The organism is Rudaea sp. (genome assembly GCF_036383415.1).
Lineage (GTDB): Bacteria > Pseudomonadota > Gammaproteobacteria > Xanthomonadales > Rhodanobacteraceae > Rudaea.
On sequence record NZ_DASVOK010000225.1, the window covers coordinates 1 to 17,149 of the forward strand.

Annotated in this window: 10 protein-coding genes; 5 read left to right on the forward strand and 5 right to left on the reverse strand. The window is 64.6% G+C overall.

The window, feature by feature from the left end; translation table 11 throughout:
• The 4 genes from VF497_RS08705 to VF497_RS08720 all read left to right on the forward strand — a co-directional run.
• Positions 1 to 2,035, forward strand: a 2,035-nt coding sequence (locus VF497_RS08705; RefSeq protein WP_330887727.1) for an insulinase family protein, incomplete at its 5' end; no start/stop codon positions are given.
• A gap of 258 nt (positions 2,036 to 2,293) precedes the next feature.
• Positions 2,294 to 7,249, forward strand: coding sequence for an NAD-glutamate dehydrogenase (locus tag VF497_RS08710; protein ID WP_330887729.1), 4,956 nt, complete (start codon positions 2,294 to 2,296; stop codon positions 7,247 to 7,249).
• Positions 7,250 to 7,339: 90 nt separating this feature from the next.
• Positions 7,340 to 9,481 (forward strand): DUF3857 domain-containing protein, encoded by a 2,142-nt coding sequence (locus VF497_RS08715; protein ID WP_330887742.1) that lies wholly within the window; start codon positions 7,340 to 7,342, stop codon positions 9,479 to 9,481.
• Complete coding sequence (locus VF497_RS08720) at positions 9,450 to 11,792, forward strand: hypothetical protein (protein ID WP_330887744.1); 2,343 nt, start codon at positions 9,450 to 9,452, stop codon at positions 11,790 to 11,792. The genes VF497_RS08715 and VF497_RS08720 overlap by 32 nt, the downstream gene beginning before the upstream one ends.
• 9 nt (positions 11,793 to 11,801) lie before the next feature.
• On the opposite strand, the gene VF497_RS08725 is transcribed toward VF497_RS08720, so the two are convergent.
• From VF497_RS08725 to VF497_RS08740, 4 genes are read right to left on the reverse strand one after another with little or no spacing between them, the layout of a single operon-like run.
• Entirely contained in the window at positions 11,802 to 12,713 is a 912-nt protein-coding gene (locus tag VF497_RS08725) for an efflux RND transporter periplasmic adaptor subunit (RefSeq protein WP_330887731.1), read from the reverse strand.
• Complete coding sequence (locus VF497_RS08730; RefSeq protein WP_330887733.1) at positions 12,710 to 13,441, reverse strand: ABC transporter ATP-binding protein; 732 nt, start codon at positions 13,439 to 13,441, stop codon at positions 12,710 to 12,712. The genes VF497_RS08725 and VF497_RS08730 overlap by 4 nt, the downstream gene beginning before the upstream one ends.
• On the reverse strand, positions 13,438 to 14,571 hold the full coding sequence (locus VF497_RS08735; protein ID WP_330887735.1) for an ABC transporter permease: 1,134 nt from the start codon (positions 14,569 to 14,571) through the stop codon (positions 13,438 to 13,440). Before VF497_RS08735 ends, VF497_RS08730 begins: the two co-directional genes overlap by 4 nt.
• Entirely contained in the window at positions 14,571 to 16,004 is a 1,434-nt protein-coding gene (locus VF497_RS08740; RefSeq protein WP_330887737.1) for a TolC family protein, read from the reverse strand. The genes VF497_RS08735 and VF497_RS08740 overlap by 1 nt, the downstream gene beginning before the upstream one ends.
• Positions 16,005 to 16,166: 162 nt before the next feature.
• Between VF497_RS08740 and VF497_RS08745 the strand changes: the two genes are divergently transcribed.
• Positions 16,167 to 16,934, forward strand: a complete 768-nt coding sequence (locus tag VF497_RS08745) for an NAD kinase (RefSeq protein WP_330887738.1) — start codon at positions 16,167 to 16,169, stop codon at positions 16,932 to 16,934.
• Here VF497_RS08745 and VF497_RS08750 read toward each other — a convergent pair.
• Positions 16,928 to 17,149: DUF535 family protein (locus tag VF497_RS08750; protein ID WP_330887740.1), on the reverse strand; the 222-nt coding region annotated here is incomplete at its 5' end. The two genes, VF497_RS08745 and VF497_RS08750, sit on opposite strands and share 7 nt — an antisense overlap.

Here is a 17,149-nt window from a genome sequence, read left to right on the forward strand (position 1 = left end):
GATCCCGCGGCCGGCACGCACGCTCGAGCCGACCTGGACGCTCGACCCGGTGCAGGACGGCGAGCGCGAAGTGACGCTGCGCCGCGTCGGTGCCGAGCAGGCGGTCGCGCTGCTGTACCACACGCCGGCCGGTCCCGCGGCCGATTCCGCGGCGTTCGGTGCGGTCCTCAACGCGCTCACCGATACGCCGAACGGGCGCCTGCACAAGCGCCTCGTCGAAGCGGGCAAGGCGCGCAACGTGTTCGGTTACGGTTTCGGCCTTGCCGAGCCGGGCTATCTGGTCATCGGCTCGCTGTTGCGGCCGACCGACGATCTCGCCGCCGCGCGCAAGATCCTGCTCGATTCCGTCGAAGGCCTCGCGGCCGAGCCGATCACGGCGGCGGAACTCAAGCGCGCGCAGCAGAAGGCAGCCAACGATTTCGAGCAGACGATGAACGATCCGCAGAATTTCGCGATCGCGATTTCGGAGTCGATCTCGCAGGGCGACTGGCGCCTGTTCTTCCTCGACCGCGATCGCACGAAGAATCTCAAGCTCGACGACGTCAATCGCGTGGCGAAGACCTGGCTCAAGCCGTCCAACCGAACGCTGGGCCAGTTCGTCCCGACCGAGAAGCCCGATCGCGTGCCGAATCCGCAGAAGGTCGACGTCGCCGCGACAATGAAGGACTTCAAGGGCGGCAAGGCCATCGCCGCGGGCGAGGCGTTCGAGGCGACGCCGGCGAACATCGATGCGCGCACGCAGCGCTTCACCTTGCCTTCGGGCCTCAAGGTCGCATTGCTGCCGAAGAAGACGCGCGGCGAAACGGTCAACCTGCAATGGCAGGCGCACTTCGGCAACGAGGCGAATCTGAAAGGCCAGCGCCTCGCCGCGCAATTCGCGGCGAACATGCTCATGCGCGGCACGACCAAACACACGCGCGCGCAGATCGCCGACCTTGCCGATGCCCAGCATGCGACGATCGGCGTGCGCGGCAACGCGTTCGCGGTCCATGCCGATGTCGAAACGCGGCGCGAGCATCTGGCCGACACGCTGGCGCTGCTCGCCGAAGTGCTGCGCGAGCCGGCGTTCCCGGCGGAAGAATTCGAGCAGTTGAAGCACCAGGAAACAGGCAAGCTCGAAGCCGATTCGAAGGAGCCGAACGCGATCGCCGGCCGCGCGCTCACGCGCTATCTGTACCCGCGTTCGCCTGACGATCCGCGCTATACCGCGACGTTCGACGAGGCCATCGCCGCTGTCGGCGCGCTCAAGCTCGACGACGTCAAGCGCTTCTACAGCGAGTTCCACGGCGGCAACAACGCCGAGCTTGCGATCGTCGGCGATTTCGACGCCGCCGCGGTGAAGGCGCAGGTGACCAGATTGTTCGACGGCTGGAAATCGAAGGCCGCCTATCAACGTGTGCCCAGCCCGATGAGCGAGGCCAAGGCGACGACGCTGACCGCGGAAACGCCGGACAAGGCCAACGCGCTGACCCAGGGCACCTTGCCGCTGCCGTTGCAGGACACCGACGCGGACTATCCTGCATTGCTCGCCGCGGCCGAGGTGCTTGGCCAGAACCAGTTCGACAACCGCCTGATCGCGCGCCTGCGCATCAAGGACGGGCTCTCCTACGGCGCCGGCGGCAATCTCTGGGCCAGTCAGTTCGAGCCCTCCGGCGGCTTCGGTTTCTATGCGATCTACGCGCCGCAGAACCGGGCCAAGGTCGAGGCAGGTTTCCACGAGGAAATCCAGCGCTTCGCGCGCGACGGCATCAACGCCGAGGAACTGGCCAGTGCGAAGAAAGCCTATGCATCCGGAGTCGCCGATTCGTGGCCGCAGGGCGGTTTCGAGGCGGGCATGCTCACCGACGTGCAGCAGATCGACCGGCGCATGGACTACTACACCAACTTGCATAAAGCCGTCGCCGATCTGACGCTGGATCAGGTCAATGCGGCGATCCGCAAATGGATCAAGCCGGAGAACGTCGTCTGGTCGCAGGCCGGAGATTTCACCAAGACAGACAACAAGGCCGCGGTCGCCGCACCGGCGTCGAAATAGCTTCGTCTGTTCGTTCGTGTTCGCAGAAGAGGGCGCCGCTTGGCGCCCTTCTTTATTTTCCGGATGAAGCGCGGATTCGTCGAACGAGATGCTGCGGTGCGGCGAAAAATTCCGAAATGATCGTGAACGCTTGCTGAGGCGGATCGATCGGCAGATACGCCGAAGTGGCTCCATCGCCCGCAATCAAAGCGGCTTATAATTCGCGTTCGATCCGGCATCGCGCCGGAGCAACTCAATACGCAGGGACCGATATCCGCCATGAACGCGAAACTCGCACCGGCCGACGCCTCGATCGACGCCATTCTCACCGAACTGCAGCCGCATCTTTCCTCCGCGGCGCAGGTCCAGCAGGCGCGCACTTTCGTCAACCAGTTCTTCAGCCGCGTTGCCGATGACGACGTTGCCGTACGCGATGCGAAGACCTGGGCCGCGCTGCTGCGTGGGCTGATGGACTTCATCCGTGTGCGTGCCGCCAACACACCAAGCGTGCGCGTGTTCAACCCGAGCCTCGACAACGACGGCTGGGAATCGAGCTACACGGTCGTCGAGATCGCGACGAACGACATGCCGTTCCTGGTCGATTCGGCCGGCATCGCCGCGCACGAGCAGGGGTTGTCGCTACATGGCGTCATCCATCCGGTGTACTTCATCGCGCGCGATCCGGGCGGCAACCTGCTCAGCCTCGCCACCGACGATGCGAACAAGGGCAAGCCCGAGTCGGTGATGTATCTCGAAGTCGATCGCCTGAGCGAGCCGGCCGAGATGGAGCGCCTGCAGAAGGCGATGGCGCTCGCGCTGCACGACGTCGCCGCGGCGGTGGCTGACTGGCCGGCGATGAAGGCGAAGATGCTCGAGATGGCTGACAACGTCGGCAAGTGGAAGCTGCCGCTCGACGCGGCTGGCGTCGCCGATGCGCAGGAGTTCCTGCGCTGGGCGGCGGCGGACCATTTCACCTTCCTCGGCTATCGCGAATACCAGGTGGTCAAGAAGGGCGATGACGAAGTGCTCGAAGCCTCGCCGAAGACCGGCCTCGGCATCCTGCGCGGCGGCGAGAAGCAGGTTGCGCCGCGTTCGTTGAAGACCTTGGTCTCGCACGAGCTGCGCAAATCGGGCACGGGCGACGCGGTGATTCTGACCAAGACCAATGCACGCTCGACCGTGCATCGCGGCGGCTACATGGACTACATCGGCGTGCTCGAATTCAACGACAAGGGCATGCCGACCGCCGAGCACCGCTTCCTCGGTCTCTACGCCTCGGGCGCCTACGCGCGCCGGCCCTGGGAGATCCCTCTCGTTCGCCAGAAGTACGAAGCGGTGATGGATCGCTCGGGTTACAAGCGCGATTCGCATTCGGGCAAGACCCTGCGCAACATCCTCGAGACGTTGCCGCGCGAGGAGTTGTTCCAGTCCAGCGAGAACGAACTGTTCGATACGGCGAGCGGCATCATGCACCTGCAGGGCCGCGCACGTTCGCGCCTGTTCGTGCGTCGCGACAAGTACGGCCGCTTCTTCTCTTTCCTCGTGTTCGTGCCACGCGAGCGCTTCAACACCGACGTGCGCGAGCGCATCGAGGCGCTGTTGAAGAAGGCTTTCCACGGCGAGCGCGTCGATTCTTCGGTGCAGATGGGCGAGTCGCCGCTGGCGCGCGTGCATCTCGTGATCCGGCCCAAGCCGGGCGACAAGCCGAGCTACGACGTTGCCGAACTCGAAGCGAAGATCGGCCAGGTCGTGCGCAACTGGCACGACGAGTTGCGCGAAACGCTGGTGAAGAAACACGGCGAGGACAAGGGTTCCCGCCTCGCGAACCGCTATGGCCGTGCGCTGCCGGCCGGCTACATCGAGGAAGTATCTTCCGCGGTCGCCGCGGCCGACGTCGAAGCGGCCGCGAGCCTGAAGAACGCCGACGACATCCGCCTCAATCTCTACCGCTCGCGTGGCGAAACCAACCTGCGCTTCAAGCTGTTCCGCTACGGCGCGCCGATCACGCTGACCGAAGTGCTGCCGATGCTCGAGAACATGGGCATGAAGGTGCTGTCCGAGCACCCGTACGAGATGCATGTCGGCGACACCGCGATCGTGATCCAGGATTTCGAGGTGCAACCGGCCGGCCGCTTCGACTTCGATCTCGACACCGTGCGCGACATGTTCCAGCAGAGCTTCGAGCGCATCTGGCGAGGCCAGACCGAAAGCGACGGCTTCAACAAGCTGATCCTTGGCGCGAATCTCGACTGGCGCCAGGTCGCGATGCTGCGCGGCCTGTGCAAGTACCTGCTGCAGACCGGCGTGCCGTTCTCGCAGACGTACATGGAGGAGACGCTCAATCGCTACCCGCTGATCGCGGCGCTGCTGTATCTGCTGTTCGAAACCAAGTTCGATCCGGCGCGCGACAAGTGGAGCAAGGCCGACGTCGAGCAGCAGAAGAAACGCCTGCTCAAGGAAATCGACACGCTGCTGCCGGAATCGATCAAGGAACAGCGCGCCGTCATCGTGGATGCGCCGCTCGCCGCCTGCGCGGGATCGCGCGACGAGCAGTACAAGGCGATCGTCGAAGCGATCAAGTCGTTGCTCGACCAGGTCGCGAGCCTCGACGAGGATCGCATCCTGCGTGCCTACCTTGGTGTGATCGGCGCGATGCTGCGCACGAGCTTCTTTCAGACGCCCGAAGGCAAGCACCGCGAGTACATCTCGTTCAAGTTCGATCCGTCCAAGGTGCCGGACCTGCCGAAGCCGCGGCCGTATCGCGAAATCTTCGTCTATGCGCCGCGAGTCGAAGCAGTGCATCTGCGCTTCGGGCCGGTCGCCCGCGGCGGCCTGCGCTGGTCGGATCGTCGCGAAGACTTCCGCACCGAAGTGCTGGGCCTGGTCAAAGCGCAGATGGTGAAGAACACGGTCATCGTGCCGGTCGGCTCGAAGGGCGGTTTCTTCGTCAAGCGTCCGCCGGTCGGCGGCGACCGCGACGCGCAGCTCGCTGAAGGCATCGCCTGCTATCGCCTGTTCATGAATGCGATGCTCGACATCACCGACAACCTCGTCGACGGCAAGGTCGTGCATCCGCAGAACTGCGTTCGTCATGACGCCGACGATCCCTATCTCGTCGTTGCCGCCGACAAGGGCACGGCAACGTTCTCCGACATCGCCAACGCGATTTCGATCGAGCACGATTTCTGGCTCGGCGACGCGTTCGCTTCGGGCGGCTCGGTCGGCTATGACCACAAGGCGATGGGCATCACTGCCAAGGGCGCATGGGAATCGGTCAAGCGCCACTTCCGTGCGCTCGGTCGCGATTGCCAGACCCAGGACTTCACCTGCGTCGGCATCGGCGACATGTCGGGCGACGTGTTCGGCAACGGCATGTTGCTGTCGAAGCATACGCGCCTCGTCGCGGCGTTCGATCATCGCCACATCTTCCTCGATCCGAACCCGGACGCGGCCAAGACCTTCCCCGAACGCGAGCGCATGTTCAAGCTGCCGCGCTCGTCGTGGGCGGACTACGATGCGAAGTTGATTTCCAAGGGCGGCGGCATCTATCCGCTGACGGCGAAGTCGATTCCGATCTCGCCGGAAGTGCGCGCCGCGCTCGGTATCGACGACGGCGTCGATGCGCTGTCGCCGAACGACCTCAAGCGCGCGGTCCTCAAGGCGCCGGTCGACCTGCTCTGGAACGGCGGCATCGGCACCTACGTCAAGGCCGAAGTCGAAACCAATGCCGATGTTGGCGACCGTGCCAACAACGCGATCCGCATCAACGGCAAGGAACTGCGCAGCAAGTTGATAGGCGAGGGCGGCAATCTCGGCTTCACCCAGCGCGGGCGCATCGAGGCGGCGCTCAATGGTGTGCTGTTGAATACCGACTTTATCGACAACTCGGCCGGCGTCGACACCTCCGACCACGAGGTCAACATCAAGATCCTGCTCGGCGACGCGGTGCAGCGCAATGAGCTGACGATGGATGGACGCAACAAGTTGCTTGCGGCGATGACCGACGAGGTCGAGCGTCTCGTGCTTGCCGACAACTATCGCCAGAACCAGGCGATCAGCCTGATGGAACGCATGTCGGTGCAGCGTCTCGGCTCGAAACTGCATTTCGTGCGCACGCTGGAATCGCAGGGCCTGCTCGACCGCGCGATCGAATACCTGCCGACCGACCAGGAGTTCGCCGAGCGCAAGGCACGCGGCATCGGCCTGACGCGTCCCGAACTTTCTGTACTTTTATCCTATTCCAAAATTGTACTTTTCCAGCAACTGCTCGATTCCGACGTGCCGGAAGATCCGTATCTGTCGAAGGAACTGCGCCGCTACTTCCCCGTGCCGCTGCAGGAGAAGTACGCCGAGCACATGGAGCGCCATCGTCTGAAGCGCGAGATCATCGCCACCGCGGTGACCAACTCGATGGTCAACCGCATGGGCGCGACCTTCGTGCTGCGCATGGGCGAGGATACCGGCAAGACGCCGGCGCAGGTGGCGCGCGCATTCAACATCGCGCGCGAAGTGTTCGACGCACGCGACATGTGGGCGCAGATCGAGTCGCTCGACGGCAAGGTCAACGGCAACGCACAGATCGACGCATTGCTCGTGATCTGGCAGTGCCTGCGCGGCACCACGCGCTGGCTGCTCAACCACGCCGACGAAGGTCTCGACATCGCCGCTGCCGTGTCCAGGTACCACAAGGGCATGCAGGAACTGCGCAAGCAGCTCTACGACGTGGTCACGCCGAGCGAACGTGCGATCTACGAGAGCGAGCAGCGCCGCTGGAAGGAGGCGGGCTTCCCCGACGCGCTCGGCAACGAACTTGCCGGCCTGCGCACGCCGGGCTCGGGCCTCGACATCATCCATGTCGCCAGCGACCACAAGCTCAAGATCGGCGAGGCCGCCGAGGTGTATTTCGGCCTCGGCGAATCGCTCAACCTCAATTGGCTCATGCAGAAGATCGAGGCGCTGCCGGTCGAGTCGCAGTGGCACGCACAGGCGCGCGGCGGCCTGCGCGACGAACTCTACGCGCAGCATCGCGCCTTGACCGCGCAGGTGCTCGAAGGCGGCAAGAAGGGCGCGAAGGGCAACGAACTCGTCGCGACGTGGCTCAACCGCGACGATGCCTCGCTCAAGTTCACGCTGGCAATGTTCGCCGACATGCGCTCTCAGGTCGTGACCGACTATCCGATCGTCTCGGTCGCGGTGCGTCGTCTCGCCCAGCTCGTGCAGGCGGGGGCCGGCTGAACCCGATTGCGCGCTCGATCGGTCCAATGCCGGTCGAGCGCGCTGCATCTTTCGGGATGCTACTATCCGCCCGAAGCAGCGTTGTCAGGGGTGATGTCGATGGGGGTATGCAGGGAAGTGGCACAGTCCACGGGGTTTGGCTGCGCTCGCGAAAGACGTGTGTTGTTGCGCCCGTTCATGTGGCTTGCAATGGTCTTGCTCGGTTGCTGTGGCGCCAGTGCTTCTTTCGCGCTTCAACCCGAGGTTTACGAGAGCGGCGGCTATCAATACACCATCGCGCCTCCGCCGGCCTGGATTGCCAGACATGATATTCCAGCTCGCTGGGACGCGGCGCAGCCGCTGGGCGAAATGCGCTGGCGGAACTGGCTGTTCGACATGCAGATCGACCACCGACATGGTGCGCGCGTACGCTATTACGACCGAGCTTACGAGCCAGTCTCCGGAGAACTGGTGCAGGAAGCCGGCAAGTACCAAATCTGGTTCAGTCCGGATCACCAGAAGCTGACGATCCATCGCGTCGAAGTCCGCCGGGATGGAGTGTGGTCGAACCGGTTGTCGCCGAAGGCCGTGACGCTGGCGCGACGCGAGAGCGATTTCGAACACGACATGGCCAACGGCATGGTGTCGGCACTGATCGTGCTCGACGACGTCCGCGCGGGCGACATCGTCAGGGTGAGTTACACGATCGAGGGCGACAACCCCGTGCTCGCGGGCCTCGTCGGCGAGGATTTCGTCTACGCATGGGTCGACCCCATTCTCGACCGCTATGCACGGGTGCTGTTCGATCCCAAGGCGAAACTGATCGAACACCGAGACGCCGGTGCTCCCAAGTCGACTCAAAGATCGTCGGGCGATGCGCTCGAATGGACCGCCGACGAGCACATGGTCGCAGGCTTCATCGACGAAGGCAGTTACCCGCCCTGGTACGACGCCGCTCCCGCGACCAGTGTGAGCGAAAGCCGAACCTGGGCCGACGTGGCCGCGTGGGCACGCGCGCTGTATCCGGCGCCGAAGGCGCTGCCAGCCGATCTCGAGGAGCGCATCGAAACGTGGAAGAAATTGTCCGATCCGATGCAGAGGTTGATAGCGGCGCTGAAAGCCGTGCAGGAAGAAGTGCGCTATTTCGGCGTGGAAATGGGGCAAAGCACGCACAAGCCCGCCGAGCCTGCGGAAACATGGGGGCGCCGCTACGGCGACTGCAAGGACAAGGCCCGCCTTCTTGCGACCGTGCTCACGCGCCTCGACATCGAGGCTCATCCGGCGCTGGTGTCGTACGAGCGTGGCAAGGCCGTGGCGGATCTGCCACCAGCGGCTTCGCTGTTCGATCACGTCATCGTGATGGCGCGCCTGCAGGACGCCACGATATGGCTTGATGCGACGCTCACGCAGCAGCGTGGCTCGCCGCTGGGACGCGCGCCGGGGAATTTCGGCGTGGCGCTGCCCGTCGCCAATGGCGTGCATGACCTGGTGAAAGTCACCATGCCCGAGGCCGCGATCGATCGTTTGAAAGTCGTCGAGCATCTTCTCCCCAACGCATCGGAGAAGGGCGTCGCATTGGAAATCGACAGCGAATATGCGGGAGCGGCAGCCGATCGCATGCGCCGGCGGATCAAGGTCACCGGCAGCGAGAAGCTCGGGCGTGAATTCCTTGAGTACTACCGCAGGCGCTACGGTAACGTCGAGGCGACGTCCGCGTTTGCGGTCAGCGACGACGAAAGCGGCAATCTCCTCAAGGTCAACGAGCGCTATCTGTTGAAGGATCCATGGGTCGGCCCCGCGGTCGGCAAGCGCTCGCTCGATCTGTATGCGGATGCGTTGAGCAGCAGCCTGACCCTGCCGAAGACGGCCACGCGGACAGCGCCGCTGCGTATCGAATATCCCTTGGAAATGGAACAGAAGAGCTACGTGAATCTGCCCGAGGGCTGGAGGTGGATCGGCGAACCGGCGCAGCGCAAGCTGGAAAATGAAGCCATAGACTACGAGGCGAAGATGGAGCAGTCGGGCCGCGTGGTCAGCGTGACCCAGCGTCTGCGCACCCGGCGCGATGTCGTCGAACCCGGCGAATATCCCAAGCATTTTGCCCTGTTGCGCGAAGCCAATGATCTGCTCGGGCGCCGCGTGGCATTGGCATTGCCGGAAAAAGCCAGCGAGCGTGAACGCGATCAGCGGCTGGAAAGCCTGATGCGCAACATTCTTGACGATGGGCAAGAGCGGAAGCAAAGGGGCAACTAGGATGATGGTCGGAAAATTCCTGCATGCCGGGTTTCTCCTGCTGGCAGCGTCGATCGTGCTTGCCGGAGAGGATCCCGCGACAGCCGCAAAGGCTTCGCCTCAACCTGCCGTACCGGCGTCGGCGCCGATCGATGCGGCGGCACTCTGGCGCCAAATCCTGGAACAAGCGGATCCGCACCCGATCTACGACACCTTCGCGCTGGTCAACAAGCTCCAGACAGGCGACGGCAAGGTCGATGAGCAGGCGTGCAAGGCAAATGCACAAGCGATTGAAGACGCACTGAAAGTCAATACCGTCGGACTCGCGATCTGGTACGCCGCATATCAATGCGCCAACGCGTTGCACGACGAGGGCACAGCGGCGAAACGTCTCGCCGTGTTTTCCGAGCTAGTGCGTTATGCGCTGAAAGCTGCGCCGCAGGACCTGAGCGACCGGCCCATTCGCGTGCTCAGTGAGCTCGATGTGGTCGCGTTCATCCAGGCATCGGGGCAGGAGTTGCTGTATGTCTATTACGAACCGCCCATAGTCGGCCGCTATCTGGCCATCAACCTTGGCCTGTGGGATCCGCAGGCCAAACGCGAGCGCATGCTGCGTTTCGATTATCTCGACGCACGCGTGCGTCTGCTGCGTTCGGAATCGGACAGTCAATTTCCGGCATATCGCGTGGGCGTAGCACGTGGATTCATCCAGACCCTCGGCAAGACCCCGGGTTCCTGGGCAGCGGAGGCGTTGCAGCTGCAACAAGCCTTGGATGGCGACAACCCCGCCGCGCGCATGGCGCAACTCGAGAGCGGTGCACGCGACGGAAATTTTTCCGCGGCGATGGTGTATTCCATCGCCTGCCTGTTGGTGAAGCCGATTGACTGCGCCGCCAAGGCGGTCGACCTGTTGCTTCCGTACGCGGAAAAATCGTATTCGTCGGCCCTAATCATGCTGGCGCTGGCCTATGATTCCGGCGTCGGCGTCAAACGCAACCCGGACAACGCGCGCAAATTGATCGAAGCAGCCGATCGCCGCCTCGGCGATGGCAGGGGCACCACGAAGTTCGCCGCCCTCTCGCTGCTGCGCGCCGGCCTACGCGATGAAGTGACTCCGCTGGCGAAGAAATCCGTCGAGGCGCTTGCAGACGAGCACAAACCTGCCGCCGAACTAATCGCCGCCTCGATCGCAATCAAGGAAAAAGGAGTCAAAGCGCTTGACGCCAAGCACATGGCTTATCTCGGCGATGCGGCGCAGGCGGGGATCGCCCCGGCGCAATCCATACTCGGACTGTATCTGATCGAAGCAGGCAAGACCGCAGACGGCTCGGCTTGGATAGAGCGCGCGGCCGAACAGGGCGATGCAGGTGCGCAGCAGACACTGGCTCACGCATACGAAACGGGCAGTTGGAAGGAAAAGAATCCCGAGCCCGCGCGCAAGTGGTACGCGGAAGCTGGTCTCAGTGGAGATCGTCCGTCGATGCTCTGGATGGCTCGCTATTATGCGGGCCAGCCGGTTTCCGCGAAGACGCGACACGGTCAGGCAGGCTGGTTGGAGAGTGCGATGGACACGGGCAGCGTCGACGCCGCGCTGCAACTTGCTGCCTTGTACCAGCAGGGCGGCGAGGGCATTGATGGAAACGAGAAAGACGCCGCGCATATATATCGGGCTTTAGCACAACATCAGAACAGCGCCGAGGCACGTCGTCGGCTGGCCAGCATGCTCGTGTATGCGCAAACGATCGACCACGATGCGGCGGAAGCACAACGCCTGCTGCGGGTGGACGCTGACCACGGCGACCTGCGCTCGCGCGTTCAACTGGGCCTGCTCATGGCGCGCGGAAACCTGGGCAAGGACCAGGTCGAAGCGGGCAGGGGCATGCTGGAGAAAGCCGCAAAGGAAGGCGACGTAGGCGCATTGGTGGAATACGGCATCGTGCTTTATTACGGCGAGCCGTCGCGGCGCAAGGACGCCCTGGCATATTTCCAACAGGCCGCCGACAAGGGCGATCGCACCGCGTTGAACAATCTGGCCTGGGCGTATTGCACCGCTCCGGAGCCTGCGATCATCGATGCCAAGCGGGGCGTCGAACTGACCGAGAAGCTCGTGAGTACGGAGGCGCCAATGGGATACCTCGATACGGCTGCCGCCTGCTACGCGAATGCGGGTGATTTCGACCGTGCCGCAAAAATCGAAGAAGACCTTTTGGCCAAGCTCGAATCCCCGAATCCTCCGTTCAAGGACGACGGCTTCGCCAAAAATTTGCGCGAGCGCATCGTCCTGTACCGCAAGCACCAGGCCTATCGCGAACAAGTCACTACAAAGAATTGATGCGGGAGCTCATTTCGTAGCGGGCAAAAAACGCACCTGCACGCGCTGGCCGACCTTGAGCGTGTTGTCGGGCAGTTCGAGGATGCACTCGACGTCGCGCGTGTCGGTGGTTTCCTGCGCGCTCTCGTTGAGCTTGCTCGGGCCGAAGACCTCGCCGATGCGGGTCACGCGTGCGGTCTGCGGCTTGCCCGGGTCGGTCTCGCTGGAGATTTCGGCAGTCATGCCGACGCCGACCTTGTTGACGAAGCCTTCGTTGAGTTCGGCGCGCACGATGCGCGGCGCGTCGGGCAGCAGTTCGACGAGTTCGCCGGACGAGGGCGAGACGACGTCGCCGATGTGCGTCGCGCGCGCGACGATGCGGCCGGGCACGGGTGCGCGCAGCGTGCGCGCCTCGATCTCGTATTCGGCTTGATGCACTTTCTGTTTCGCCGTTTCGACGTTCGCGTCGGAAACGGCGATTTCCGCGTTCAGTTCCGCCAGCGCCTGCTTGGCGTCGTCGGCCGACTGGCCCGTCGCGGCGCCGGCCACGGCCGCTTCGAGCACGCGCGATGCGCGCAGTTTCAGCGCCGGCTGCTTCGCGCGCAGGAGTGAGCCCTGCGCGACAGCGGCATTGAGTTCGGCGCGAGCGGCGTCGAGCGCGATCTTCGCCTGTCTCGTGTCGAGCACGACGAGCGCATCGCCGGCCTTGACCTCGTCGCCGGCCGCCTTCGGCAGTTCGGCGACGATACCGTCGCGCGAGGCGGCGACATGGACGAGGCCGCCTTGCACGTCGACGCGGCCACGCGCGATCGCGACGAACTTCGACGTTGCAGTTGCCGTCGCCGCCGGCGTGTTCGACGCGGTCTTGCCGCAGGCGCCGAGCAGCAGCGCGACAGTGGCTCCGGTTGCGAAGACGAGCGGGGTGAGGACGATCTTGCTCATGATTTCGTTTCCGCGGTTTGGAGGCGCGAGGGTGCCGACGCGCTGATCTGCTTCACGTCGGAGAGGATACGCCCGTCAGCCATGTGGATGATGCGGTCGGCGTCGGCGGCCAGGCGCGTGTCGTGGCTGACGCAGACCACGGTGGCGCCGTAGACGCGCGCGACGCGATGCAGCGCGTCGATCACGTTCTTGCCGTTGACCGAGTCGAGCGCACTGGTCGGTTCGTCGGCGAACAGGAATTGCGGCTTCTTCGCCAGCGCGCGCGCGATCGCGATGCGCTGTTTTTCGCCGCCGGAAAGTTCGATCGGCCGCAGGTGCGCGCGCGAGGCGAGGCCGACCTCCTCGAGTGAGGCCAGCGCCATGTTGCGCACGGCATGGCGCGGCAGGCCGAGGTAGTCGAGCGGCAGCATGACCTGCTCGAGCGCGGTCAGCGCGGGAAACAGGTTGAAGCCCTGGAACACGAAACCGGTGTGCTCGAGGCGGAATTTTTCCAGGTCCGCGCGCGACTTCTTCCACAAGTCCTCGCCAAGCGCGGAGACATTGCCTGTGTCCGGTTTCAGCAGGCCGGAGAGGATCGCGAGCAGCGTGCTCTTGCCCGAACCGGATGGTCCCAGCACGAGGGCCAGCTCGCGCTCGTCGAGCGCGATCGACATGCCCTGCAACACGGGCGTCTCGACCCGGCCGCTCGTGTAGCTTTTCGTTATCTGGTCGGCGACGAGGGCAGTCATCGCAGCAGGTTCGCAGGTTCGAGGTGGTTGATCGCGCCGACCGCGAGGAAGCCGGAGATCAGCGCGATCGCCATGACCAGCGCGCCGCAGGCGATCGTGGCGATGTAGTTGAACGAGATCGGCACGTCCTGTCCGTGCGCGAGCAGAGCCAGTGAAATGCTGACCACGCTGCCGACGATGACGCCGACCGTACCGACCCAAAACGCCTGCTCGAGGATCACGCGACGCAGCGCGCCGATGCCCGCGCCGAGCGCGTTGAGCATTGCGTATTCGCGCACCGAACTCGCCACCGCGGCGAACAGGGTCTGGCTGGTGATGACGACGCCGACAAGGAAGACGACGAAGGAGAGGAAGATGAAGCCGAGTCCGGCGCCGGTCTCGAACATCCAGTAGGTCGCCGCGTTGTAGGCGAACTCGTCGTGCGTCCACACGGCGAAGCGATGGCCGGTGGCAATCGGCGCGAGGCGGTCGCGTACCGCATCCGGATTCGCGCCGGGGGCGAGGCGCGCGATGTAGTAGGCGACCTTGTCGCGCTCGGCCGCATCGGAGACCAGCGTGCGCGCCGTGGCGATCGAGGTGACGATGTTGACGCCGCCGAGCGTGCGCAGGCCGTTCGCCGCGGCGACGATCTTGACCCGGTGGCCATTGAGGAAGGCGGTGCCGCCGATGTCGAGGCCGAGTTTCGAAAGATCGGCCGCGTCGACGATTACCGCACCCGGTTCGTTGAGCAAAGCACGGTCGGTGGGGCCGAGCACGTGCGAGAACATCAACCCGTTCGGATTCGGGTCGATGCCGGAGATGAATACCGATACGCTGCCGCGCTCGGCCGGTCCACGCCAGTCGCCGTCAAGCCACTGGAACGGCTCGACCTGGACGACGGCGGGATCCATGCGCAGCCACATCTCGGTGTCGCGCGGGATCGGGCGGCCGAGTTCCACCGTCTGCGTGCCCGGATAACCGGCCCAGATGTCGCCGCCCGAGCGGCTGACGTAGACGCCGGCGCTGGAGAAGATGCCGAACATCAGCGCGGTCATCATCAGCAGCAGCAGGCCCGAGAATGCGACCGCGAGCGCGGCCGGCAAAAACTTGCGCCACTCGTAGATCAGCGTTTTGCGTGCGAGGGCGACCACTAGCGGGCGCCTTCCTGTACAGCGTCCTTGGCCAGCGGCGGAATCGCGCCGCCGAAGGCTTTGTACAGCGCGATGTAGGCCAGTGCGCGGTCGCGTACGGCGAGGTTGCGCTGCAGTCGGGATTGCGCGGCGGCGAGGCTCGCGCCGGCGGTTTCCAATCCGTCGCCGAGGCCGATGCGCTGCATTGTCTGTGCGGATTGCAGGCCGCGCTCGTTCAGCGTCAGCGTCTTCTGCACATTTTCCGCCAGCGCGCTTTTCGCATCGAACTGGGCGAGTGCGGTCTGCGCTTCGGCGACGCCTTCGATCACCGCTTCGCGGTAGGCGAGCACGGAGGCGTGCAGCGCCGCTTCACGCGCGTTGACGACCTGGCGGCGCGCGCCCCAGTCGACGATCGGCAGCGAAATCGTCGGGCCTGCGATGAAAACGAAATCGTCGTTGAGATGGGTGGACGTCAGCGAGGTCGAGGAAATGAACGTGCTGTAGATGCCGAATTTCGGCCAGAGGTCGGCGCGCGCGATGCCGAGTTCGCCGGCGGTGCGTACGACGTTCTGTTCGGCGCGGCGGATGTCGGCGCGCGTGCGCACGAGATCGGCCGGCGTCTGGCGGAAATCGATGGCCGGCAGCTGCGGCTGTCTGGCTGCGGTGCGCAGCGCGGGTTCGGGCGTGGTCGTACCGAGCAGCACCGCAAGTGCCTGCGCGGTCTGCGTCACGGTTAACGTGGGTTCGCTCGCATCGCTCTGCGCCTGCTGCAATTCGGCTTGCGCGCGGTCGGCTTCGAGCTGCGAGCCCATGCGTGTGGTCAGGCGTGTCTGCGCGAGCTCGACCTGCCTACGGCGCACGGCGACGACGTCGTCGAGCACCTGCGCCCGTGCCTGTGCCGCGCGCAGCTCGATATAGTTGCGCGTCACTTCGGCGACGATCGAAACGCGCATGGCGGCTTCGTCGATGATCGCGAGGTTTTCATCGGCGAGGTTGATGCGCTTGTTGCCGGTGGCGCGGCCGAAAAAGCCGAATTCCCAGGTCGAATCGAGGCCGACTTCGAGGAAACCCGTGCTCGCGTTGGGCGTCGTCTCGACGAAGGTGCGGAAATTGAGGTTCGGCCAGAACTGGCTGCGTTTGGCGTGACGCGCCGCGCGTGCGGCGAGCAAGCGTTCGCCGGCGATCTGGATGTTGAGGTTGTCGCGCTGTGCGCGTTCGATGAGATCGTCCAGCACCGGATCGCCGAACGCGCGCCACCAATGATCGAGATCCGGGGCGAGGCCGGCGGCCGCAGTATTGCGCGCCTGCCAGTCGGCAGGCGTGTCTTTCGGCAAATCTGGAACCGCCGTCTGCCACGACGCGCAGGCAGCGAGCATGCAGGTGCAGGCAAGGGTGCCCACGCGCAGCCAGGTGCGCGCGAGCCTGCGCGTTTGCGTTGCGTCGAGCATCAGCATGAGAAGGCGGCCGCGGCCGCGTGGATCACCCTGTTGTGCATGGCCTATTGTCGCTTGGATTGTGCAGAATGTGCAGAGGTCGGCTCACCCGATCGTCAAACTCGTTTAACCGCGTGTCGGCTTCGCGGTTAGAATCCGCCACGACCCTTGCGTGGAGCCGCCGTGACCCGACCAGCCATCGCCTTCGTCGCCAGCCGTACCGAAGAGGCCCAGGCCGCGCTTGCGCAGATCAGCGCGCAGTACACCCAGGTGCCGCTGGCAGAGGCCGACGTCATCGTCGCGCTCGGCGGCGACGGCTTCATGTTGCGCACGCTGCATCGGCATCTCGCGCTGAAGAAACCCGTGTACGGCATGAAGCTCGGCACGGTCGGGTTTCTGATGAACCAGTTCCGCACCGACGGCCTGATCGAGCGCCTCGCGCGCGCGCAATCGACCGTGCTCAAGCCGCTGGTGATGGAGGCGGTCGGCGAGTCGGGCGGCACGACGACCTCGCTCGCGTTCAACGAGGTCTCGCTGCTGCGCCAGACCAAGCAGGCCGCGCACATCCGCGTTTCGCTCAACGGCGTGGTCAAGATCGACGAGTTGATGTGCGATGGCATCCTCGTCTCGACCACCGCCGGTTCCACCGCTTACAACCTGTCCGCGCACGGGCCGATCCTGCCGCTTGGCGCCGACGTGCTCGCGCTGACCCCGATCAGTCCGTTCCGCCCGCGGCGCTGGCGCGGCGCGATCCTGCGCGCGGGCACCGAGGTCAAGCTCGAAGTGCTCGATCCTTACAAGCGCCCGGTCAGCGCGACCGCCGATTCGAACGAAGTGCGCGATGTGGTCGAGGTGACGGTACGCGAATCGCGCGACACGACCGTCTCGCTCATGTTCGATCCCGAGCACAATCTCGAGGATCGCATTCTCAACGAACAGTTCGCCTACTGACGCGCTGTGCCGCCCGCGTCGCGGCAGGGCGCCAGCACCACGCGGATTTCCGCATCGATCGACTCCATCAGCGCATAGCGGCGCCGGTATTGCGCGCGCTTGTGGCTGGGAATGTCGGCCAGGTCTCTCGACGCCGTGGCAATGCCGAGATCGAACACGTGCGCGTCGACGGCGGTCGCGCCGTGGTCGAGCCAGATCGCGTCGTAGCTGAGGCG